The organism is Microbacterium sp. Y-01 (assembly GCF_003856715.1).
Classification (GTDB): domain Bacteria; phylum Actinomycetota; class Actinomycetes; order Actinomycetales; family Microbacteriaceae; genus Microbacterium; species Microbacterium algeriense.
This window is the reverse complement of record NZ_CP024170.1, coordinates 1,178,281-1,200,495: the sequence shown is the minus strand read 5'-3', so window position 1 is coordinate 1,200,495 and position 22,215 is coordinate 1,178,281. Positions and strand designations below refer to the sequence as shown.

22 protein-coding genes are annotated in these 22,215 nt (G+C 72.0%); 7 read left to right on the top strand and 15 right to left on the bottom strand.

Annotated elements, in window-relative coordinates; all coding sequences use genetic code 11:
• Positions 1-161: 161 nt before the first annotated feature.
• The 9 genes from CSX12_RS05560 to CSX12_RS05520 all read right to left on the bottom strand — a co-directional run bounded on the left by CSX12_RS05560 (position 162) and on the right by CSX12_RS05520 (position 8,595).
• A complete protein-coding gene (locus tag CSX12_RS05560) occupies positions 162-1,604 on the bottom strand; it encodes an FAD-dependent oxidoreductase (protein WP_124896816.1) in 1,443 nt (480 codons plus the stop codon).
• A gap of 25 nt (positions 1,605-1,629) precedes the next feature.
• Positions 1,630-2,943 carry a S8 family serine peptidase gene (locus tag CSX12_RS05555; protein WP_124895126.1) on the bottom strand — a complete coding sequence of 438 codons (1,314 nt, stop codon included), beginning with the start codon at positions 2,941-2,943 and terminating at the stop codon, positions 1,630-1,632.
• The gene (locus CSX12_RS05550; protein WP_124895125.1) at positions 2,940-3,482 is read right to left on the bottom strand and encodes a DUF501 domain-containing protein; all 543 of its coding nucleotides are present in this window, start codon (positions 3,480-3,482) and stop codon (positions 2,940-2,942) included. The genes CSX12_RS05555 and CSX12_RS05550 overlap by 4 nt, the downstream gene beginning before the upstream one ends.
• 46 nt (positions 3,483-3,528) lie before the next feature.
• A complete protein-coding gene (locus CSX12_RS05545) occupies positions 3,529-3,951 on the bottom strand; it encodes a septum formation initiator family protein (protein ID WP_241160573.1) in 423 nt (140 codons plus the stop codon).
• A 201-nt stretch (positions 3,952-4,152) separates the two neighbouring features.
• A complete protein-coding gene (gene eno, locus CSX12_RS05540; RefSeq protein WP_017203956.1) occupies positions 4,153-5,433 on the bottom strand; it encodes a phosphopyruvate hydratase in 1,281 nt (426 codons plus the stop codon).
• A 55-nt stretch (positions 5,434-5,488) separates the two neighbouring features.
• Positions 5,489-6,166 carry an O-methyltransferase gene (locus CSX12_RS05535; protein WP_124895123.1) on the bottom strand — a complete coding sequence of 226 codons (678 nt, stop codon included), beginning with the start codon at positions 6,164-6,166 and terminating at the stop codon, positions 5,489-5,491.
• A gap of 31 nt (positions 6,167-6,197) precedes the next feature.
• Positions 6,198-7,145, bottom strand: a complete 948-nt coding sequence (locus CSX12_RS05530; protein WP_124895122.1) for a type II CAAX endopeptidase family protein — start codon at positions 7,143-7,145, stop codon at positions 6,198-6,200.
• On the bottom strand, positions 7,142-8,200 hold the full coding sequence (locus tag CSX12_RS05525) for a DUF1648 domain-containing protein (RefSeq protein WP_124895121.1): 1,059 nt from the start codon (positions 8,198-8,200) through the stop codon (positions 7,142-7,144). The genes CSX12_RS05530 and CSX12_RS05525 overlap by 4 nt, the downstream gene beginning before the upstream one ends.
• Positions 8,197-8,595, bottom strand: a complete 399-nt coding sequence (locus CSX12_RS05520; RefSeq protein ID WP_017203960.1) for a GntR family transcriptional regulator — start codon at positions 8,593-8,595, stop codon at positions 8,197-8,199. Before CSX12_RS05520 ends, CSX12_RS05525 begins: the two co-directional genes overlap by 4 nt.
• 109 nt (positions 8,596-8,704) lie before the next feature.
• On the opposite strand from CSX12_RS05520, the gene CSX12_RS05515 reads away from it, so the two are divergent.
• On the top strand, positions 8,705-9,178 hold the full coding sequence (locus CSX12_RS05515; protein ID WP_124895120.1) for a DUF4442 domain-containing protein: 474 nt from the start codon (positions 8,705-8,707) through the stop codon (positions 9,176-9,178).
• On the opposite strand, the gene CSX12_RS05510 is transcribed toward CSX12_RS05515, so the two are convergent.
• Positions 9,156-10,187, bottom strand: coding sequence for a LacI family DNA-binding transcriptional regulator (locus CSX12_RS05510; protein WP_124895119.1), 1,032 nt, complete (start codon positions 10,185-10,187; stop codon positions 9,156-9,158). The two genes, CSX12_RS05515 and CSX12_RS05510, sit on opposite strands and share 23 nt — an antisense overlap.
• Positions 10,188-10,259: 72 nt before the next feature.
• Between CSX12_RS05510 and CSX12_RS05505 the strand changes: the two genes are divergently transcribed.
• The 5 genes from CSX12_RS05505 (at position 10,260) to CSX12_RS05485 (ending at position 16,611) form a co-directional block, all read left to right on the top strand.
• On the top strand, positions 10,260-11,270 hold the full coding sequence (locus CSX12_RS05505; RefSeq protein ID WP_241160572.1) for an alpha/beta hydrolase: 1,011 nt from the start codon (positions 10,260-10,262) through the stop codon (positions 11,268-11,270).
• On the top strand, positions 11,267-12,292 hold the full coding sequence (locus CSX12_RS05500; RefSeq protein WP_124895118.1) for an alpha/beta hydrolase: 1,026 nt from the start codon (positions 11,267-11,269) through the stop codon (positions 12,290-12,292). The genes CSX12_RS05505 and CSX12_RS05500 overlap by 4 nt, the downstream gene beginning before the upstream one ends.
• Positions 12,293-12,372: 80 nt before the next feature.
• Positions 12,373-13,671, top strand: a complete 1,299-nt coding sequence (locus CSX12_RS05495; protein ID WP_241160571.1) for an MFS transporter — start codon at positions 12,373-12,375, stop codon at positions 13,669-13,671.
• Positions 13,672-13,760: 89 nt separating this feature from the next.
• Positions 13,761-15,353: a CocE/NonD family hydrolase gene (locus tag CSX12_RS05490; RefSeq protein WP_206427140.1), complete on the top strand. Its 1,593-nt coding sequence runs from the start codon at positions 13,761-13,763 to the stop codon at positions 15,351-15,353.
• A gap of 4 nt (positions 15,354-15,357) precedes the next feature.
• Complete coding sequence (locus CSX12_RS05485; protein WP_124895115.1) at positions 15,358-16,611, top strand: APC family permease; 1,254 nt, start codon at positions 15,358-15,360, stop codon at positions 16,609-16,611.
• Here the strand turns inward: CSX12_RS05485 and CSX12_RS05480 are convergent.
• Entirely contained in the window at positions 16,587-17,381 is a 795-nt protein-coding gene (locus CSX12_RS05480) for a helix-turn-helix domain-containing protein (RefSeq protein WP_124895114.1), read from the bottom strand. The two genes, CSX12_RS05485 and CSX12_RS05480, sit on opposite strands and share 25 nt — an antisense overlap.
• Positions 17,382-17,468: 87 nt before the next feature.
• Here CSX12_RS05480 and CSX12_RS05475 point away from each other — a divergent pair, with 87 nt between their 5' ends.
• Complete coding sequence (locus CSX12_RS05475) at positions 17,469-17,996, top strand: VOC family protein (protein WP_017203967.1); 528 nt, start codon at positions 17,469-17,471, stop codon at positions 17,994-17,996.
• On the opposite strand, the gene CSX12_RS05470 is transcribed toward CSX12_RS05475, so the two are convergent.
• The 4 genes from CSX12_RS05470 to CSX12_RS05455 all read right to left on the bottom strand — a co-directional run bounded on the left by CSX12_RS05470 (position 17,965) and on the right by CSX12_RS05455 (position 22,166).
• Positions 17,965-18,771, bottom strand: coding sequence for an SGNH/GDSL hydrolase family protein (locus CSX12_RS05470; protein WP_124895113.1), 807 nt, complete (start codon positions 18,769-18,771; stop codon positions 17,965-17,967). The two genes, CSX12_RS05475 and CSX12_RS05470, sit on opposite strands and share 32 nt — an antisense overlap.
• A gap of 203 nt (positions 18,772-18,974) precedes the next feature.
• On the bottom strand, positions 18,975-20,222 hold the full coding sequence (gene hisS, locus CSX12_RS05465; RefSeq protein WP_225855832.1) for a histidine--tRNA ligase: 1,248 nt from the start codon (positions 20,220-20,222) through the stop codon (positions 18,975-18,977).
• Positions 20,223-20,292: 70 nt separating this feature from the next.
• Entirely contained in the window at positions 20,293-20,961 is a 669-nt protein-coding gene (locus tag CSX12_RS05460; RefSeq protein WP_124895112.1) for a MazG family protein, read from the bottom strand.
• Positions 20,962-20,999: 38 nt separating this feature from the next.
• Positions 21,000-22,166 carry a Na+/H+ antiporter NhaA gene (locus CSX12_RS05455; protein ID WP_017203971.1) on the bottom strand — a complete coding sequence of 389 codons (1,167 nt, stop codon included), beginning with the start codon at positions 22,164-22,166 and terminating at the stop codon, positions 21,000-21,002.
• Positions 22,167-22,215 lie beyond the last annotated feature (49 nt).

Sequence of the window (22,215 nt, the reverse complement as noted above, 5' to 3'; positions counted from 1 at the left end):
CCTCATGCTCGTAATGACGACGACGCTGCAGACGGGAGTACTCCCCTTGTCCGACCGAAGCTACCGTCCGCACCTGTGCATCGCCTCCGAGACGTACCCGCAGACGAGGATCGGCCCCGACGCGGACGCGTCGGGGCCGATCCAGGTGGTACGGAGAGCTGTTACTTCGCCGCAGCCTCGACAGGCTGGTCGGCCGGCTTCGCGGATGCCTTCTTCGCCGCGGGCTTCTTCGCAGGCTCGGTCTTCGCCGCCGGTGCATCTGCGGTCGGAGCAGCGGGAGCGGCCGGACGCGGACGTGCGGCGAACTCCTCGAAGACGTAGCGCGGGTTCTGCACGGTCTCGAGGTTGACGAGGTCGCGGCCGAGCCACAGGTTGTTCCACCAGCCCCACAGCACGCGCCACTTGCGCTCCCACGTCGGCATCGCGAGGCCGTGGTAGCCGCGGTGCGCGAGCCAGGCGATGAAGCCCTTCAGGGCGATCTTGCCGGACTGGAAGACACCGTTGTAGAGGCCGAGACCCGCGACAGCGCCGAGGTTCTTGTGGAAGTAGTCCTTGGGCTTCTCGCCCCGGAGCACGCCCACGAGGTTCTTCGCGAGGAGCTTCGCCTGGCGGACCGCGTGCTGGGCGTTCGGCACGCAGAAACCGCCGACACCGCCGCCGGACAGGTCGGGGACGGCGGACACGTCACCGGCGGCCCAGGCGCCCTCGACGAACGCCTCGGGCGTGCCGACGCGCAGGTCGGCGCGGGTCTGGATGCGACCGCGCTCCTCGACCGGGAGGTCGCCGCCGCGCACGACGGTCGGGTTGGCCATGACGCCGGCGGTCCAGACGATGACATCCGTCGGGATGACCTCGCCGGTGGAGAGCTCGACGTTGCCGTCGACGGCTCCCGTGACCTGGGTGTCGAGGTGGATGAACGCGCCCCGCTTGCCGAGGTCCTTCATGACCCACTTGCTGGTCTCCAGCGAGACCTCGGGCATGATGCGGCCCATCGCCTCGATCAGGTGGAAGTGCGTGTCCTCGAAGCGCAGCTGGGGGTACTTGCCCACGAGCGAGGAGGCGAGCGAGCGCAGCTCGGCGAACACCTCGATGCCGGCGAAGCCACCGCCGACCACGACGACGGTCAGTAGACGGTCACGCTCGGGACCGGCGGGGAGCGAGGCGGCCTTGTCGAAGTTCGACATGACCTTGTCGCGGATGGCGACGGCCTCTTCGATCGTCTTGAGCCCGATCGCGTTGTCGGCGATGCCGGGGATCGGGAACGTGCGGGAGACGGCACCCGCGGTCACGACGATCTGGTCGTACGCGAACTCGTAGGGCGTGCCCACGGGCGGCGTGATCGTGGCGACCTTCTGCGCGTGGTTGATGTTCGTGACCTTGGCCGTGACCACGTTCGTGCGCTTGAGGTGACGGCGGTGCGCGACCACGGAGTGGCGCGCCTCGATCGAACCGGCGGCGACCTCGGGCAGGAACGGCTGGTACGTCATGTACGGCAGCGGGTCGACCATGGTCACATCGGCCTCACCCTTGCGCAGGTGCTTCTCGAGCTTCCACGCGGTGTAGAAACCCGCGTACCCTCCGCCGACGATCAGGATCTTGGGCACAGTGCTGTTCTGAGGCACAGAAGAACTACTCCTCGGAGTCGGGAATTTGGCGTACGGGAACGCGCGCCGATCGGATGCGCCGGGCAGCTGCGGTGACGCCAAGCGCTATCAGGATACCAGGGACCGTGAGCGCGATGAGCGGCAGGGTACCGTAGCGCAGCGAATCCGGGCTGGGAAGCAACGGTGAACCGGGTTCGGTGGGCGCGTCGGCGGCCGGAAGAGGAGGGATCGCGACCGGAGTCACGGTCGGTTCCGGCTGCGGCTCGGTCTCCGCGCGGCGGTACACGCGGATCCATTCGGCCAGATCGCCCATCGGGTTCTCGGTGACCGTGGGGATGCTGGCCGAGATGGCCGCTTCGGCGTCGACCAGGCCGTACCCGTACAGCGGGTCCTGCGGCCTGGTCGCGTCCGGGACGGGCATGGCGGTCTTGATGATGCGGTTGATGACGTCGATCGCGGCGATGTCGGGATGCGCCGAGCGGATGAGCGCCGCGATGCCCGCGACGATCGGCGCAGCGCCGCTGGTCCCGCGCCAGCGGACCACCTCGCCGTCGGCCGAGACACCGAGCAGCCCCTCGCTCGGCGCGGAGATGCCGATCGTGATGCCCTGCGTCGACGCCTCGACGCTCGCGGTTCCGGTCTGGTCGACGCCGCCGACCGTCAGCACGCCGGGGATCGTGGCCGGTGCCCCGATGATGTTGGTGCCGCTGCCCCGGTTGCCGGCGGCGACCACGACCACGACGTCGTGCTCGAACGCGTAGAGGAACGCGTCGTCCCAGCTCTCGTCCCAGTCCAGCGTGTTGGTCGTGAACGAGAGGTTGATGATGTCGGCGCCGTGGTCGACCGCCCAGCGCATGCCCTTCGCGACCTGCTCGGTGAACGGCACGGCGGCGGCGGCGCCGAAGCCCACCGAGATCGACAGCAGATTGGCCTCGGGCGCCACGCCGATCATGCCGGTCCCGTCGGGAGCACCACGGCCCGCCGCGAGCGAGGCGACCCAGGATCCGTGGTCGCCGTCGACGGCGCCGAGCGGCGTGCGGCCGTCCGCACTTCCCGCGCCCGAGACGTCGGTACCGCCGACCACCGCGTCCCCGAAGGTCTGCGGGACCTTGCCGATGCCGGTGTCGATCACGGCGATCGTCACCCCTTCGCCGCGGGTCGTCTGCCACGCCTCGCGGATCCGCGCCCCGTCGAGCCAGTACTCCGACGCCCGCACCGGGTCGCTGGGGTCGTCGGGCACCGGAGGCGGTGTGGGGGTCGGGGTGGCTCCGAGGAGCAGCACGGATGCCGCGACCACCGCGAGGGCGGCGGCGCTGCGCAGCGTGCGGCGCGCGGTCATGCCGGAGCAGCCGCCTCGGCGCGGAGAGCGGCGCCGGGGTCCTCGCAGCGGCAGACCGAAGGGGACCAGGCGGAGCGGGCGAGAGCCGCGTCGCCGATCGGGTTGACGCCGGGACCGGCCGCGAGCGCGTGACCGGCGAGGGCATGCAGGCACTTCACGCGCGTCGGCATTCCGCCGGCGGAGATGCCGTCGATCTCGGCGACCTCCCCGAACTGCGCACGGTCGGCCAGGTAGGCCCGGTGGGCGGCGAGGTAGGCCTCGGCCGTGTCCTCGTCCTCGGCGAGCAGGGCGGCCAGCTCTGGCATCACCTGCGTGGCCTCGAGCGTCGACATCGCCGCGGTCGCGGCCGGGTGGGTCAGGTAGTAGAAGGTCGGGAACGGGGTGCCGTCCGGAAGGCGCGGCGTCGTGGCGACCACGGTCGGGTTGCCGCAGGCGCATCGGGCGGCGATCCCCACCACTCCGCGGGCGGGGCGGCCGAGCTGGGCCGAGACGACGGCGAGCTCGGCGGGCGTGGGCGCGGGGAACGGGGGCGTGGTCACCCCTCCAGCGTAGGGGAGCCGACCGAGAGGATGCTCGACGCGCCCCTCAGCGGGTGGCGGCAGCGGTGTCGCTGAGACCCGTCGAGACGAGTGTGCGCAGCAGCTGGGGCATCCAGTCCGAGGGCTTCTCCTCGAGCGTGTCGCTCACGGGCTCCTGCTCGCGGGGCAGCGCCGACGGGTCGAGGTCGTTGTCGACCAGGTAGACCACCTCGCCGGGCTTGACGTAGTACAGGCGCTCGCGGGCCTGCGTGGTGATGTACGCCGGATCGTTCCAGCGTTCGCGCTCTGCCTCGAGAGCGGCGATCTGGTCCTGGCTGACCTGCACCGAGGCTTCGAGCGCCGCGATCTTCTGACGCTGATCGATGTAGGTGCCCAGCGTCGGCACGAGCACCCAGGCACCGAGCACCACGAGCGAGAGCATGATGACCGAGAAGGCGGACAGCCGGATGCCGGCGGTCCACTCCCGCACATCGACACGCGGCGCTGCCCCGCGCCCTCGGGCCGGAGAAGTCGCTCGCGTCGACGTCCGCCCCGCAGGGCCGGAGCCCTTCGCCGCGGGAGACGGCGAAGGAGGAGCCGGTCGTCGTGCCACGGCCCCTCCTTCGTCATGCCGCTTCCGCGGCGGATCTCACCGCCCGGACGGCGGCGTGCTTCGTCTTCTCGGCTGCGCTCAGGCCTGGTAGCGCGGGAACGCCGAGCGCCCGGCGAAGACCGCGGCGTCGCCGAGCTCCTCCTCGATGCGCAGCAGCTGGTTGTACTTCGCGACGCGCTCGCTGCGAGCGGGCGCGCCGGCCTTGATCTGTCCGGCGTTGGTCGCGACGACCAGGTCGGCGATCGTGGTGTCCTCGGTCTCGCCGGAACGGTGCGAGAGCATCGCGGTGTAGCCGGAGCGCTGGGCCAGGCTGACCGCGTCGAACGTCTCGGTGAGCGTGCCGATCTGGTTCACCTTCACCAGCAGCGAGTTCGCGACGCCGCGCTTGATGCCGTCGGCCAGACGCTGCGGGTTGGTGACGAACAGGTCGTCTCCGACGAGCTGCACCTTGGTGCCGAGCGCGTCGGTGAGGTGCTTCCAGTTGTCCCAGTCGTCCTCGGCGAGGGCGTCCTCGATCGTGACGATCGGGAAGTCGTTGACCAGTCCGACGTAGTACTCGGTCAGCGCGGCGGCGTCCCAGTCCTTGTTGTCGAGACGGTAGACGCCGTCCTTGAAGAACTCGGTGGCGGCGACGTCGAGGCCGAGCGCGATGTCGGTGCCGGGCGTGAAGCCGGCCTTCTCGATCGCCTTGACCAGGAAGTCCAGACCTTCGCGGTTGCTGGGCAGGTCGGGGGCGAAGCCGCCCTCGTCGCCGAGGCCGGTCGCGTAGCCCGCTGCCTTCAGCTCGGCGCGCAGCACGTGGTAGGTCTCGACACCCCAGCGCAACGCCTCGGAGTACGTCTCCGCACCGATCGGGGCGAGGAAGAACTCCTGCATGTCGATGCCGTTGTCGGCGTGCTCGCCGCCGTTGATGACGTTGAACAGCGGAACGGGCAGGACGTGCGCGTTCGGGCCGCCCAGGTAGCGGAACAGCGGCAGGTCGGCGGAGTCGGCGGCGGCCTTGGCGACCGCGAGGCTCACGCCGAGGATGGCGTTGGCGCCCACGCGCTTCTTGTTCTCGGTGCCGTCGACGTCGATGAGGATCTCGTCGACGATGCGCTGCTCGCTCGCCTCCACGCCTTCCAGCGCCGGGCCGAGCTCGTCGATGACGGCCTCGACGGCCTTCAGCACGCCCTTGCCCCCGTAGCGGCTCTTGTCGCCGTCGCGGAGCTCGTACGCCTCGAACGCACCGGTGGACGCCCCGGACGGGACGGCCGCGCGCTGCACGATGCCGTCGTCGAGGAGCACCTCCACCTCGACGGTCGGGTTTCCGCGCGAGTCGAGAATCTCGCGTGCGCCTACAGCCTCGATCAGTGCCACTGATGTGCTCCTTGCTCAGGGGGAAAACGTGGTGTGGAGCGTCGTCGATCCGCGCTCAGTCTAGCCCGGCCGCCTCGACCACGACGGCGAGCGCGAAGCCGTCCCATCCCTTCGCCCCGACGGTCTGCAGGGCGGTGGCGTCGAACCGCGGGTCCTCCCCCAGCATCCGCAGCCCCTCGCGCGTGCCGATCACCTTCGGGTCGGTCGTGTGCTCGTCGACGATCTCCCCTTCGCGACCGACGTTGTCCAGCACGATCACCGTCCCCGGGTGGCCGAGCTTCGCGGCCCAGTCGAGGTAGATCGTGTTCGACTCCTTGTCGGCGTCGATGAACACCAGGTCGAAACCGCCGACGAGAGTGGGCAGCACGTCCGCGCCTCGGCCGACACGGATGTCGACCCGCTCCCCCACACCAGCCGCGTCGATGCTGGCCCTGGCGATCCCCGCGTTCACCGCCTCCGCCTCGATCGTCACGACGCGACCCTCCGGGCCGACCGCGCGCGCCATCCAGATGGTGGAGTAGCCGCCCAGCGTGCCGATCTCGAGGACCCGCCGCGCGCCGCTGATGCGCACCAGCAGGTTCAGCAGCTTCCCGGCCACGGGTGCGACCTCGATCTCGGGGAGACCGGCGGCGCGCTGCGCGTCGAGCGCCGCGGCGAGGGCGTCGTCGTCTCCGACGAGCATGTCTTCGAGGAAGTCGTCGGCGTGCGACCAGGCGGCGGGGGTGGGTTCCATGCCCTCAGCCAACCGCCGGCGCCGCGCGCCGTCAAGGGCGCGGCGCCGGCGCCGGCGATGCGGTATCGGCGAGGGCGGGCTGCGGGCGGAACTGTCCCGTCAGCACCAGCACCGCCGCGACGACGGCGAGCACGATCCAGGCGGCGACGCCCAGCGGTCCGGCCAGAGCCAGGTCGGGCTGCGCGGCGGCGAACAGCACGATGAGGCCGCCTGCGGCATTGAGCGATCCGTGCGCGATCACCGCGGGCCAGACCGACGCCGAGCGCAGGCGCAGCCAGCCGAGCAGCACACCCCAGGCGACGCATCCGCCGATCATGAAGAGCACGCCCGTGATGTCCGTCCGCCCGAAGTTGTAGCCGAGCAGGATGACCGGACTGTGCCACAGCCCCCAGATCACACCGCTCAGCACGAGCGCCGGCCAGGTGCCCAGCGGGCGCAGCGCCGGAAGAAGCCAGCCGCGCCAGCCGATCTCCTCTCCGAAGGCGAAGACGCTGTTGAACAGCGCACCCACCGGGAGCAGGGCCAGCTGGGCCAGCACCACGGCGCCGACAGGCGGCACCGGGACCCCGTCGGGAAGGGCGCCGTCGAGCTGAGACGCGAACGCCGAGAAGGTCAGGTCCAGCTGCACGAAACCGAGGGCGGCGGACAGCAGGATGCTGAGGGCGACCAGCAGCGGCGGCACCAGCCAGCCCGCGACCATCAGCCACACCACGCGCTTGGCCGGACGCAGCGGCCACAGCCCGAGGAAGCGCGCGCGCCTCCCGGGCCCGGGGACCTTCATCACGAACGTCACGACGAGCGTCGCGATCGCCGGGGTGAACATCATCACCGGCAGGAGCACCGTGGAGATCGGCTCGGCGAGGCCCCGCCCCAACCACAGCGGCAGCACGACCACCCAGGCGAGAGCGCAGGCGATCAGGACGAAGGCCGCGACGGCGGGCCAGTGCACACTCTCCGCACGCGTCGTCCGAGAGGTCACGCCGTCACCTCCCCGGTGCCGGAAGCCGATCCTGACGGCGCCTGTCCGCGGTCGACGTACGCCTGCAGGAGGGCGGCCCCCTCCTCTGCACCGTCGATCGTGACGAGGAACGGCCGTCGATCGCGGCGCGACACCTCGATCGCGGACCCGCGTCGCATGACGATCCCGGAGCGTCCGTCCACCGCGATGCGCCAGCCCCAGCCGCCGAACTCGCCGAACGGGGAGATGTCGACCGCGCGCGCCGAGACGATCTGGTCGAGCGGGATGCGGATGCGCGGCCATCCGAGGCGTCCGCGGGCCGCGAAGCCCTCCGGGGTGATCGTGACTCGGAACGATGCGGTGGCTGCGAGGGCGAGGGCGACGAGCACCACCACCACCGCGACGATCCCGCCGCCGGCGACGCCGGTGCCGAGCATGTAGCCCGCGAGCGCGACCAGGCCGAGCAGGACGACGATCAGGAAGAGGAGCGCCCCGCGCGGCATCGAGGTCGTCGCCACCCAGACCACCCGTTCCCCCTGCGCGATGTCGATCACGTGCCGCGCCTGCAGCGTCCGACCCGCTTCGGGGCGCACCCGGGGCTGCACGGCCCAGGCCGCGGCGCCCACGAGGAGGAGGGCCGCGAACGACACGGCCACGACGCCGCCGATGCCGGGGACCCGGGTCGTGTCGACGAGGTCGCGCTGGATCCACAGGGAGCCGAGGGTCGTGACCGCGGCGAAGGCGGCCATGCCCGCGGCGAGCGCGCCCATGAGTCGCGCAGCGCCACCCCAGTGCGCGCCGACCGCGAGAAGCGTCGTGACCGCCATCAGCACGGGGATCCCGAGGCCGATGGTGAGGAGCATCCAGAGGTAGACCGAGACGGGGCCGAAGGCGTCGGCACCGTTCATGCCCCAGTGCGTGGCCACCTGCTCCGGCAGCGTGGGCAACCAGGTGAGGAGCACGATGACGGCAGCCGCGGTGATCAGGACGGGGACGACCAGCGCCACGAGGAAGAACCGCGCTCTGGCGCGCCGCAGCAGCGCGGGCGGTGTGCGGGTGAGGTCGTGTGTCGTCATGGCGAGTCCTCCTCAGGTGGTGCGGACGGCGTGGGGGCGTTGCGGGGATCGCGGTGCGCGTGCACGATGCCGGCGAGAGTGTCGACCGAGACGCCGAGCGCCGCTGCCCGGCGCACCAGCTCCTCGATGTCGTGGGCGAGTTCGGCGAGAGGGGCGGCGGTCGCCGCGATCACGGCGCCCCGACCTCGACGCAGATCGACCAGCCCCTCATCGCGGAGCCGCTGGTACGCGTGCAGCACGGTGTGCTGGTTGATCTCCAGCGCTTCCGCGACGTCGCGCGCGGCGGGGAGCCGATCGCCCGGCGACAGCACGCCGGCGAGGATGTCGGAGCGGATGGACGCGGCGACCTGGTCGTAGAGGGCCCGCGGACTGTCGGCATCGACGCGGATGAGCATCCGGTCCCCCTCTCGTCGTGATCTCTAGTTATTCTATGTGAACTAGAACTTATGTGGCAACCCTCCACAGAAGTTCCCCACCCATGGCGGATTGCTCCACACTGGCCGCATGCGCATCACTCCCCGCCGTCTCGCGATCGGCATGAGCCTGTGGATCCCCAACCTCTTCAGCGGCATCAGGGTGCGCCGCTTCAGCGAGGACTGGACCCATGTCACCGTCGAACTGCACGTGAACGTGTTCACGCGCAACTACGTCAAGACCGCGTTCGGCGGCTCCATGTCCGCGATGACCGACCCCTACTTCTTCATGCTGGTGATGCACCAGCTCGGCCGCGACCACGTCGTGTGGGACACCCGAGGCGAGATCGAGTTCCTCAAGCCGGGCCGCGGCGTGCTCACGGCGGAGTTCCATGTGTCGAAGCAGAAGGCGGAGGAGATCCGGGAGCGTGCGCGCGGCGGGGCCAAGGTGCTCGAGTGGTTCGAGACGGTGATCACCGATCGCGAGGGCGATGTCGTCGCCAAGGTGCGCCGCGAGGTCTACATCCGCGAGAAGAAGCGGGTCACGGCTTCTTCTCGGTCCTGACCTCCGGGGGCACGGCGGCCGCGATCGGGACCGACAGCGTCGACGCCCGCGGAACGAGTGTCGGGGCCAGTCGGATGGTCCCGTGCTCCCTCGATGCGCCGGACACCAGCCCGAGGACGAGCTCGAGAGCCGTGCGCCCGCTCTCCTCGAAGGGCTGACGCACCGTCGTGATGCCCAGAGCTGCGGCCGCCTCGCCGTCGTCGTATCCGACGACGGCGAGCGGAGCGCCCCCCGGTTCCGCATGCAGCGCCGTCAGGACCGCCACGGCGAACTGGTCGTGATTCGCCACGATGGCCGTCGCCCCGGCGGACCGTGCCGCGGCGATCACGCGCCCATCGACCGACGCGGGAGCATCGACCGGCAGATCGGTCACCGCGACGTGCGGCATCAGCCCCTCGACGCGCAGCATGCCCGCCGACACGTACGCCGGGGACCGCTGCGGCTCGTGCACGAAGAGGACCCTCCGGTGTCCGAGCTCGGCGAGATGACGCCCGATCTGCGCGCCGCCGTCCCGATCGTCCACGAGGATGACGGGTCCGCCCGCCTCGGCTCTGGTCGGCACGACGTCGACGTACACGACCGGGATGCGGGCCGCCCTGCTCGCGCGCCGGGCGGCACCTCCCAGCGGCACGCCCATCACCACGAGCCCCGAGACGTCGGTGCGCGTCGGCAGCACGTCCAGCAGCGGCTCCTCCGCGGCGGCGGCGGAGTCGAGGTCGTACGGGATGATGTCCACCGCCGCGTCCCTGGCACGGCGGAGCATCCCCGACAGCCGGCGGAGGTACGACGGGTACGTCGTGAAAGGGGCGGCGACCGCGATGCGAGCGGCCCCCACTCTGCGTCCGGAGGTCATGCGGTAGCCGAGCTCCGTGGCTGCCGCGACGATGCGCTCACGGGTCTCCTGACGAACGCGGTGCGGAGCGCTCACGGCCAGCGAGACCGTCGAGATGCTCACTCCGGCGCGCGCGGCGACGTCGTAGATCGTGACCCGACCGGGGCGTGCGCGCATCCTCCGCCTCCTGCTTCATCGAAGTTCTTCGATTGCTCAGACTAGTGCGGAACTCGTCGAAGGAGATGCCGGATGCACGCACATCGATCCCGATTCCGTCGTCCCGCGCTGGACAGCGCGGTGGCCGCCCTCGAGCAGCGCGTCGCGCCGCTGCTCGCCCCGGAGCCCGCCGACCCCGCAGGACGACGGCGTGTGGCGGCGGCGAACGACGTCGCGGTGAGCGCCGCGCTCGGCATCGCCCCGCCGCGCACCGCTGCCGAGGAGCACATCGTGCCGGTCGACGGCCACCCCGATGTGCGCGTCCGCGTGTACTGGCCCGGCGAGGAGCGCACCCCTCCCGGTGCGGGGCTGCCCGTGCTGGTGTACTTCTACGGCGGTGGATTCACGATCGCCGGGATCGACTGGGTCTCCTGGGACGCGCGACTGCGGACCCGCGCTCGCGACGCCGGGATCGTGATCGTCGCTGCGGACTACGCGCACGCGCCGGAGCAGCGCTTCCCCACGCAGCCGGAGCAGTGCTGGTCCGCATTCGAATGGACGCACGCGCATGCGGCGGAGCTGGGCGCATCCCGCGACCGCATCGCCGTCGGCGGCGCCTCGTCGGGAGGCGATCTGGCCGCTGCCGTGACTCTGATGAACCGCGACCGCTCCGCGCACCCGATCGCCTTCCAACTGCTGGAGAACCCGGCCCTCGACCTCACCATGGGCCACGCCGACATGGCCGGCATCGACGCGCGGATGCCCGGCGTCATCGTGCGCGCGGCCGGACGGAACCTGGTGCGGCAGTACCTCGGAGACGACGCGGCGATCGCGCGCCGGCCGTACGCATCGCCTCTGCGCGCCGCATCGCACGCGGGACTCCCGCCGACCCTGATCCTCACGTCGGAGCTGGACCCGCTGCGCGGAGACGGTGAGGCCTACGCACGAGCGCTCTCGGCAGCCGGCGTCCCCGTCACCGCGCTCCGCTTCGTCGGACAGACCCACGGCTCCCTCGGCTCGACCGGCTTCGTCCCCGCCGCGGATGTCGCGCACCGGCTCATCGTGGCGCAGCTGCGCACCCTGCACGAGGAGGCGGCGGCATGACCGTCCCTCTCGAGGACCTGCCGCCGCTGAGCCCCGCGATCCTGGAGTGGCTGCAGCGCGCCGCGGAGATCTCCGCCGCTCTTCCCGGTCTCCGATCCGAAGAGCCGACCGAGCGGCGCCGGGCGGAGCGCGAGCTGAGCGATCTCCTCGCGGCCGAGTTCACCGATCCGGCGCCGACCGGGGTGGAGATCAGCGATCGGGAGGTCGACGGCGCGTCCGGCCCCTGCCGCGCTCGCGTGTTCCGCACCGGAGGAGCGGTCGGGCCGCAGCCGACCCTGTTGTGGCTGCACGGCGGAGGCTGGACGGGCGGCACGATCGACGAGCTTCTCAACGACCGCATCTGCGCCGACCGGACGCTCCGCTCGGGAGTGCAGATCATCGCGCTGGAATACCGGCTCGCCCCCGAGCACCCCTTCCCCGCACCGGTCGACGACGCCGTCGCCGCCCTGGCGGACCTGCGCCGCCGCGCCGACGACCTCGGGATCGACGCCGAGCGCCTGGGCGTCGGCGGCAACTCCGCGGGAGCGACCGTCGCGGCGACGACGGCGCTGCGCGAGCGCGATGCCGGACGACGCCTGCGACACCAGGCCCTCGAGGTGCTGCCGGCGGCTCTCCGCCTGGTGGGAGCGTCGGGGCATCGGCATCGCGCCGCGTCGGGCATGCAGGGCGCAGAGAGACTCGCCGACCTCTATCGCGCCGGTGCCCCGCTCTCCGCCGCCTCCCCGCTGGACGCGGCGGACCACCGCGGACTCGCTCCCGCACTGATCCTCGCGGCGGAGTTCGACCCCCTCCGCGACGGGGCGATCGCCTACGCTCGCGTGCTGCGGGAGGCGGGAGTTCCCGTCCGGCTGCACGTCGGACCCGGGCACGTGCACGGCTCCCCCGGGCTCACCGCCCGCTGGCAGGGAGCACGGGACTGGCAGGCGGTCTTCGCCGACGAGCTCGCGATCGCCTACCGCACCAGGAGCGGAGACGATGCCTCGCGTCGCCCCGCCACGACCGCCGCCGCCACGGACGCCTGACCACCGCACCCGCCCGAAGACCGCACCCGTCCGACGACCGCACTGCCATGCCCGCACCCGACCGAGACCAGGAGACGATGATGTCCACCCACGCCGTAGATCCCGTGTTCCCCTCCCTCCCCGCACCTCCGCTCACCGCGGACGCCATCCCCGGCCAGCGGCAGACGCGGTGGTTCTGGGTGACGTTCGTCCTCGCCTGGCTCGGCTCCGGCATCGCCCAGGGCGTCGCGAGTGTGGCCATCCCGCAGCTCCTCAAGGAATGGGATCCCGATCAGGCGACCGGGAACCTCAGCATCATCCTCACCCTCGGCGGCGCTGCGATCCTCATCACGACACCGATCTTCGGGCGCCTCAGCGACCGCTCGATGTCCCGCCTCGGCATCCGCCGCCCGTGGATCCTCTCGGGATCGCTGATCGCCCTCGCCGGCTACGCGATCCAGGCGACCGCCGCGTCCCTGCCGGTGCTCGGGATCGGCACGATCCTCGTCCTGGTCGGGTGGGGCGCGGTGTCGATGACCGTGCACACGCTGTTCGCCGACCAGATCCGCCGCAGCATCCGGGCCATCATGTCGGCCGTCACGGGCGCCGCCACCGCCATCGGGATCCTCGGCGGTGTCGCGCTCGCGGGCGTCGTCGCCCCGACCGGCCAGCTGGGCATGTTCCTGATCCCCGGGGGACTGTCCGTCCTCCTCGCGATCAGCCTCTTCTTCGCGCTGAAGGACATCCGTCGCCGTCAGCCCGCGGAGCCGATGGACTGGCGCGGCGTGCTGGCCACGTTCTGGCTCAGCCCGCGGCGCTACCCGGACTTCGCGTGGGCGTGGATGTGCCGCTTCTTCATGACGGCATCCATCGTGTCCGTCACGAGCTACCTCTACCTCACGATCTCGGGCCGGTTCGGCATCGACGACCCCACCGAGATCGCCGGTGTGCAGACGCAGGCGACCGCCGCCTTCACGCTCATGAACCTCGTGATGGCGTTCGTCTTCGGCGTGATCTCGGACCGGACGGGACGCCGCAAGCCGAGCGTCGTGATCGGCGCGCTCGCGAGCGCCGGCGGGCTCCTCCTCGCGGTCTCCTTCGGAGACATCGCGTTCTTCCTCATCGGGATCGCGATCGTCGGAGCCGGGCAGGGCGCCTACATCGCGGCGGACGTGGCGCTGATGACCGAGTGCCTGCCGTCCGTCGAGGATGCGGGCAAAGACCTCGGCATCGTCGCCCTGGCCTACCTGCTCCCAGGGATCCTGGTGCCCGTTTTCGGTTTCTTCGCCACGCGCATAGGCTCGCCGACAGGTGAGAACTTCGCGGCCCTGTACATCGGCGCGGTCGTGATGGCCGTGATCGCCGCGTTCGCGGTCGCCCGAGTGAAGGGCGTGCGATGACCGGGTCACCCCGCCTCCGCGGTGCGGCCCGCCGCGAGTACCGGCGCTTGGCGCGCGCCGCGGACATGCCACCGCGAACGCATCCGTCCGTGCACCGCACACGCGACATCCGCGTCCGCGCGAGCGACGGGACCGTGCTCCTGACGGACCACTGGCACGCGGACGGCGCCGGCGGGGACACCGTGCTGATCCGCACTCCGTACGGGCGCGACGGCATCGGCGGTGTCGCGCTCTTCCTGGCCGCGCGCGGTCATCACGTGGTGGTGCAGAGCTGTCGCGGCACCTTCGGCTCAGCCGGAGCCTTCGACCCGCTGCACGACGAGGCCGCGGACGGACAGTCGACTCTGCGGTGGCTGCGCGCGCAGCCCTGGGCGACCGGACGCGTGCACTCCTGGGGCGGGAGCTACTTCGGCGTGACCCAGTGGGCGTACTGCGACGGCGACGACCGTCCGGATGCGATGGGCATCGCGATCTCGGCGCGCCGCTTCGACGACGCCATCCTGTATCCCGGCGGCGGGTTCTCGATCGACACCCCTCTCACCTGGGCGTACGCGCTGGACATCCAGGAGCGCGCGCTGCCGTCCCGGATCGGGGCGCTGGTGCGGGCGCGGTGGGCGCTGCGCCGCGGCGCTCTCGCCGTCCCTCCCGCTGACGCGGTGCGGGTCGCTCGCGGAGCGGATCCGCAGTTCTTCCGCGACTGGGTCGAGCACAGCGATGCGGGCGACCCGTGGTGGCGGCCGATGCACTTCGCCCAGGATGTCGACACGATCCCCCCGGTCACCCTCGTCGCCGGGTGGCAGGACCTCTTCCTGGTCGGACAGCTCGCCGACCACGCGGCGCTCCACGAGGCCGGCCGCCCCGTCCGCCTGATCGTCGGCGACTGGGTGCACGGGGCGCCGGAGATCACCGTGATCGGCGTGCGGGAGGCGCTGCGATCGTTCCCCGAGACCGCGCCGCCGACCGGCGCTCGCATGGAGGTCACCGGCGGCGGCGGGTGGCGAGACCTGGAGAGCTGGCCGCCGCCGCACACGCGCCTCAGCGCCGAGCTCACCGCCGACGGCCGCCTCGACCGCAGCGGCGACGCCCACCCCGCCGGCGCGCTCTCCTACCGATACGACCCGGGCGATCCGACACCGGACGCCGGCGGGCGCACCCTCAATCCGTTCTCGGCCGGCCGTCGCGTCCAGCGTCGGCGCGAGCAGCGCGCCGACGTGCTCGTCTTCACCGATGAGCCCCTCCGCGAGGATCTGCTGCTGATGGGGACGCCCGAGGTCGCGCTGGCCCTCACCTCGTCGAACCCGCGCGTCGACCTGTTCGTGCGGCTCTGCGAGGTGGATGCGAAGGGGGTCTCGCGCACCCTGACCGACGGCTATCGGCGGCTGTCGGCCGAGGTCTCGGAGGACGGGAGCGGGCGCATCCGGCTCGAGCTCGCCCCGCTCGCCCACCGTGTCGCCGCGGGATCCCGCCTGCGCGTGCAGGTGTCCTCCGGCGCGCACCCCCTGCACCTGCGGAACCCGGGGACGGAGGACCCGGTGCGCGACCACTCGCGCCTCATCCCGAGCGAGCAGACCCTGCGCCTGGGCGGAGACGCTCCCGCCCTGCTGACGCTGCCCGCGGTGACCACGACGCCGAGGCAGACGCCCTCCGCGTCACCCGCCGTTCACCGCGACGTGCCACGATGACGGGATGCCCCTCGCCCGCCGCCTGAGCCTCGTCGACGCCGTCGCGATCGGCCTCGGCTCCATGATCGGCGCCGGCGTCTTCGCCGTCTGGGCTCCCGCGATCGGCGTGGCCGGCAGCGGCGTCCTGATCGCGCTCGCGATCGCCGCCGTCGTCGCGTACTGCAATGCGACCTCGTCCGCTCAGCTGGCCGCGGTGCATCCGGTGGCCGGCGGCACGTACGCCTACGCCAGAGCCGAGATCGGCCCGTGGTGGGGCTTCGTCGCCGGATGGAGCTTCGTGATCGGAAAGATCGCGAGTTGCGCGGCCATGGCGATGACCTTCGCCGCCTACGCCGCGCCCGCCGGGTGGCAGGTGCCGGTCGCGGTCGCCGCGGTCGCCGCCCTCGCCGTGGTGAACTGCTTCGGCGTGACGCGCACCGCGCTGCTGACGCGCATCCTCGTCGTGTGCTCGCTCCTCGGACTCGCGGTGGCCGTCGGCTTCGGGCTCACGGCCGTTCCTGCCGGAGCGCCGCCTCTTCCGGACGCGACCGTCTACGGCGTGCTCCAGGGGGCTGGGCTGCTGTTCTTCGCTTTCGCCGGCTACGCCCGCATCGCCACCATGGGCGAGGAGGTGGTCGATCCCGCGCGCACCATCCCCCGGGCGATCGTGCTCGCCCTCGGCGGTGCGGTGGTCGTGTACGCCGTCGTCGGCACGGCCGTCGTGCTCGTGCTCGGAGCCGACGCCGTCGGATCCGCCGCGCCGCTCGTCGATCTGCTGGAGCGCGCGGGGTGGCCCCAGCTCGGTCCCCTCATCCGGATCGCCGCCGCCACCGCGTCGCTGGGCGCCCTGCTGGCTCTGCTGACCGGTATCGGCCGGACGACCCTGGCGATGGCCAGGGAGAGCGACGTCCCGCGCTTCCTCGCGAAGGTGGATGCGCGCCACCAGGTGCCGCAGCGTGCCGAGATCGCGATCGCCGTCATCGTGATCGTCATCGTGCTCGCCGCCGACCTGCGCGGTGCGATCGGGTTCTCGTCGTTCGGCGTGCTCCTGTACTACCTGATCGCGAACGCCTCCGCCTTCCGGCAGACGGGGCCCGCGCGGCGCTACCCCCGCGCCCTGCAGGTGGTCGGCGCGCTCGGGTGCCTGGTGCTCGTGAGCACGCTCCCCGTCCTGGCCTCGCTGATCGGGATGGTCGTCGTGCTGGTCGGCGTCGGATATCGACTGCTGCGTCTGCGCCTGGCGCGCGCCGACGATCAGTCCGCCGCCTCCGAGCGGTAGACCCGCGGAGCCACGCCCAGCACGGCCCGGAAGTCGCGGGTCAGATGCGCGTGGTCCGCGTAGCCGAGCTCCGCGGCGAGCGAGGCGAGGTCCGTGCCCGGCTCCTCCCGCACGCGCCGCGCCGCCTCCTGCAGACGCCGTCTGCGGATCATCGCCGCGGGCGAGAGACCCACGTGACGATGCGTCATCCGCTGCAGTGTGCGCACCGATACGGCGAGTCGCGTCGCCGCCTCCTCCGGTGTGAGGGCGGCGTCATCGCCCATCAGCGCGTCCATCAGCGCATTCGCATGACGCGACGAGTCGTCCACGGCACCCGCACGCGCGGCGAGCCAGCGGGCGAACTCCGCGACCGCACGCTCCCGATGGCCCTCCCCCGTGCCCATCGCCCCGACGACCCGCTCGCGGAGACCGGCGACGTCGCCGAACCGCTTGTCGAGGTTACGCTCGGCGTCGACCAGCGACGCGGGATCGTCGATCAGCGCCGCGACCGCTGCAGGTCGCAGCAGCGCGCCCACGGCCCAGCCGCTCCCGCGCAGATCGCGATGGGACGCGCGCGTCGTCGCGCCGGACAGCGTCACGGCATGCGGGTCCACCACGAGGTTGAGCGCGGGAAAGGAGACCACCTCCTGGCGCGACGAACGACCGGGGGCGATGTCCCACTCCGGGATCCAGAACCACGCGACCAGCTCCGCGGCCTCCGCCGGTGGTGGCAGCCGGTGGAACTGCGGCAGGCGGGCGGGATACAGCACGCCGCCGGTCGGGTTCACCATGCGCCCAGCGTAGGCGCCGGGACGGACATGCGGAGCCTGTCGCGCAAGTTCAAGCGGCGGAGCCCGCGGGCCGCTTAGCGTGGCGGCATGACCCACGACACTCCCACGACCGGTGCGACCGGCACGTACACCACCGACGGACGTCCCAACGGCGCCACCTCCCTCACGCCCTTCCTGGCCATCCCGGATGCCAAGAGCGCGATCGCCTTCTACCGGGACGTGCTCGGCGCCCGCGTCGTCGACGTCACCGAGTTCGAGGGCGTCGTGGCGCACGCAGACCTCGACTTCGGGCTCGGTCTCCTCCAGCTCGGCGAGCCGAATCCGGAGTACCACCTGGTGCCCGCTCCCGGAGGCGACGACGACTGCTACTCGATGGGCCTGTACGTCTCGGACGTCGACGCCGTGGTCGAGAAGGCGGTCGCCGCGGGGGCCACCGTGCGCGAGGCTCCGGCACCGTTCGTCTCGGGCGACCGCTTCGCCAGCATCCGCGATCCGTTCGGCGTGCGGTGGTCGATCATGACCAGGGTCGAGGACATCTCCGAAGAGGAGAGCAGCCGCCGGGTGGCGGAGTGGGCGGCGTCGTTCAGCGCGGCTCCTGCGGACGACGCGAGCTGACAGCAGCCTCCGCGGCCCGGCACACGGCGGGAAGCAGGGCCTCGGCGGTGCGACGGTAGCCGAGCGCGCTCGGGTGGAAGCGGTCGAGGCTGAACATCGCCTCCGGCTCGTCGAAGAACATCGGCCCGACCGCGCGGCGCAGATCCACCGGCTCCGCCCCCGCGTGCCTGGCGGTCTCGGCCTGCACGTCCGCGAGCCGTCTGGACAGGCTGGAGGCGATCCGGCGCAGGGGCTGCGGCACCGCGCGCAGAGCGCCGAGGTCGGGACAGGTGCCGACCACGACCTCGGCGCCTCGCGCTCGCAGCCTGCGGATCGTCTCCTGCAGGTGCTGGGCCGACAGCGCCACGGGAAGCCGATGCGTCACGTCATTGCCGCCGACCACGATGACCGCCACGTCCGGCCGGCAGTCCGGCTCGAGGGCTGCGAGCTGGGCGGGGAGGTCGGGCGACTCGGAGCCGACCACCGCGAGGGTGCGCAGGCGGACGGGCCGCTGCAGTCGCCGCGCCGTCGCCTTGGCGAGTCTCCCGCCGAGGGTCTCCTTGCGGTGCTCGGCCCCGAGGCCGGCGGCGAGCGAGTCTCCGAGCAGCACCAGTTGCAGCGGTTCCCCCTCGAGGCGCGGTCGCCAGACCCGATCCGCATCCAGCGACCGCTCGCCCAGCGGCTTCCCGATCCGGCGCCGGGCAAGGGCGGCCTGCTGCGTCAAGGCGACGCGGAACACGACGACAGCGACGCCGACGGCCGTCCCGGCGGCGATCACGAGGCGGAGGCGGCTCACATCCTCATCCCATCCCCTGCCCGTGAACTCCGGGTGAACGCCCGCCGCACCTCCCCGGCGGCCCTCCCCGGCGGCCCGACGGTCAGCCGCACAGCTGTCGGACGGATGCACGGATGTCGGACCGGAACACGGCATCCGGTCCGACAGCCGTCCTTCGGTCCGACATCCGTCCCGGGTTCGAAGGGCGGGTGACGGAGCCGGGGTCAGGAGAGGGGCTTGAGCTCCAGGTCGCCGCCGGCGGTGACGGTCGCGAAGGCGGTGTAGCCGTCGGCGGCGGAGCGCTCCAGCAGCGCCTTGAGGTTCTTGGTGCGCCGCTCCAGCCGCACGCGGGCGCCGTCCGCGATGAGTGCGGCCTTGTGGCGGATGAGCTCCGCGACAGGGACATCCGCGTCATGGATGAGCACGACCGCCTGTGCTGTGGCGTCGGCGGTCTCGGTCACCAGGTCGACGAGGCGCTCGAAGCCGAGGGAGAAGCCCACCGCGGGGACCTGCTGCCCGAGGAAACGGCCGATCATCCCGTCGTAGCGGCCGCCGCCGCCGAGCGAGTAGCCGACGGAGGGGTGTGCGAGCTCGAAGATCGTGCCCGTGTAGTAGCCCATGCCGCGCACGAGGAACGGGTCGAACACCAGCGGGATGTCGGACTGCCCGCGACCGACCGCGACGGCCTCGCCGATGCCGACCAGATGCTCGACGAGCTCGGCCGGAGCCCCCTCCGGCAGCGCCTTGCGGATCTGGCGTTCGCCGAACGGGTGGTACTCCATCGTCTGCGGGCGACGGAGGAAGGCCTCGAACGCGTCGGCCGCCGCCGGGGACGCGCTCCGTTCGCGAAGCTCCGCCGCGACCCCCTCCGGTCCGATCTTGTCGAGCTTGTCGATCGTGATCAGCACGCCGGGGCGCTCGGCGTCGGTGAACCCGAAGCTGTCGAGCATCCAGTCCAGGATCCGGCGGTCGTTGATGCGCACGGTCGCGCCCTCGAGCCCGAGCGCGTCGACGGCGTCGAGCGAAGCCACCATCAGTTCGGCCTCCGCGCGCGCGGAGTCGTCGCCCATGATGTCGATGTCGCACTGCACGAACTGGCGGTAGCGGCCCTTCTGCGGGCGTTCGGCGCGCCACACCGGGCCGATCTGGATCGAGCGGAACACCGAGGGGAGCTGGCCGCGGTTGCTGGCGTAGAACCGGGCGAGCGGGACGGTCAGGTCGTAGCGGAGCCCGAGGTCCGAGAGAGCGGCCGGGTCGTCGGCCGCCGCTCTGATCGCGTCGGCGTCGAGGCCGCGGCGCAGGATGTTGTAGGAGAGCTTCTCGTTGTCGCCGCCGATCCCGGCATGCAGGCGGTCGTAGTCCTCGACGACCGGCGTCTCGATCTCGTCGAACCCGTGCGCCAGGTAGCGGTCGCGGATGACGGAGAGCACGCGCTCACGTCGGGCCTTGTCGGCGGGGAGGATGTCGCGCATGCCGCGCGGCGGGTTCACGGTAGCCACGGTTCCATCTTCCCAGGTCTGCCGACGCGGACGTGCCGACCGGTCAGGACGCGGCTTCCGCGGCCCGCACGTCGTCCTCGAGCGCGCGGAGCCGTTCCCGCAGGGCGCGTTCGGCATCCCACCCCTCGGCGCGCGCGGTGGCCACGAGGGAGAGCAGCGCGTCACCGAGCTCGGCCTCGGATGCGGGAGCCGCAGCGGTGCTCGCGGGCGCGACCGTGACACCTGCCCCCGCCGCACGGCCGGTGAGCTTCTGGGCGCGGGCGAGGGCCGGCATCCCCGGCGGCACGCCGTCAAGAACGCTGGTGCGCGTGCGCTTCTCCGCGGCCTTCGCGGCGTTCCAGTGCACCAGCACCTCCTCCGGCGTCTCCGCGACCTCGCCGGCGAACACGTGCGGGTGCCGACGCACCATCTTCTCGGTCAGGGTGCGGGCGACGTCGTCGATGTCGAACGGGTCGTCGGTGTCCTGCGCCGCGATGGCCGCGTGGAACAGCACCTGCCAGAGCAGGTCCCCCAGCTCCTCGCGGAGGTCGTCGCGCGTGCCGGTCTCGACCGCGTCGATCACCTCGTGCGACTCCTCGATCAGATACGGCACGAGGTCGCGGTGGGTGATGCGCTGCGACCAGACGCAGCGCTCCCTGACCGCGCGCATCGTCTCCGCCGCGGTGCGGAGCGGGTCCTCCGGAGCGCCGGGGGTCTCGGGCAGTGAGGTCATCGTTCCTCCTCGGATGGGTCCGGAGCCGGACGCCGCGCTCACGACGCGGCGGATGCGACCCGACGGTACCAGCGCGCCCGCAGCGACACGAAGACACCCGACACGGCGAGCGCGATCAGGGATCCGACGAGCACGCCCAGGATGGCCTGATCACGGATGCCCGCGTCAGCGGCGAAGGCGAGGTTGGCCAGCAGCAGCGACACCGTGAAGCCGATGCCGCCGAGCGCGCCGGCTGCGAGGATGTCGGCGAACGGCAGCGCGGGGTCGGCGCCGCGCGGGCGGATCCGCATCGCGAGCCAGCCGAACAGCGAGATGCCGATGACCTTGCCGACCGGCAGCGCGACGACGATGCCCCAGAACGCCGGTGACAGCTGGGTCGGCGAGACGGCGGGGATCACGACGAACGCCGCCACGAAGGCGAAGACCGGAAGGATCGCGCCGTTCACGGTGGGCTCGAGGGCGTGTCGGGTGCGACCGGCCGGCACGGGTGCCATCACCAGTCCCAGCATCACGCCGGCGATCGTGGCATGGATGCCGGAGGACGCGACGAGCGCCCACGTGACGATCCCCACGACGGCCATCGCGATCGCGATGAGCGGGTGCCCCTTCGCGTGCAGGAGCCGGCTGAGCGCCCAGAAGACGGCGACTCCGACGATCGCGAGGCCGAAGAAGAGCCACTGGACGTCATGGGCGAAGAGGACGGCGATGAAGATGATGCCGATGATGTCGTCGAGGATCGCCAGGGCGAGCAGGAACACCCGCACCCGGGACGGGAGCCCGCGGCCGAACATCGCCAGCACGCCGAGGGCGAAGGCGATGTCGGTGGCGGTCGGGATCGGCCAGCCCGAGACGGTCGCGCTGTCCCCCGCGATGAGCAGGTAGACGGCGATCGGCACCAGCACGCCGCCGGTCGCGGCGATGGCAGGCTGCACGGCCTTGCGCGGCGAGTCGAGCTCCCCGTGGGTGAGCTCATGGCGGAGCTCGATGGCGACCACGAGGAAGAAGACCGCGAGCAGACCGTCGGACACCCAGTGCGCGACGGACAGATCGAGGGACGTGCCGGGGACCGCGATGTGGAAGTCCAACAGGCCGGCGATCGCATCATGCGTCGGGAGGTTCGCGAACAGGAGGCCGAGACCGGCCGCGACGAGCAGGAGGACGGCGGGGAACTGCTGCCCGCGGAGCGGGTTCGGTGAGATGCGCATCCCCTCCATCGTAGGTCGCGCCGCGGCGGCCCACCCCGCCGTCGGTGCG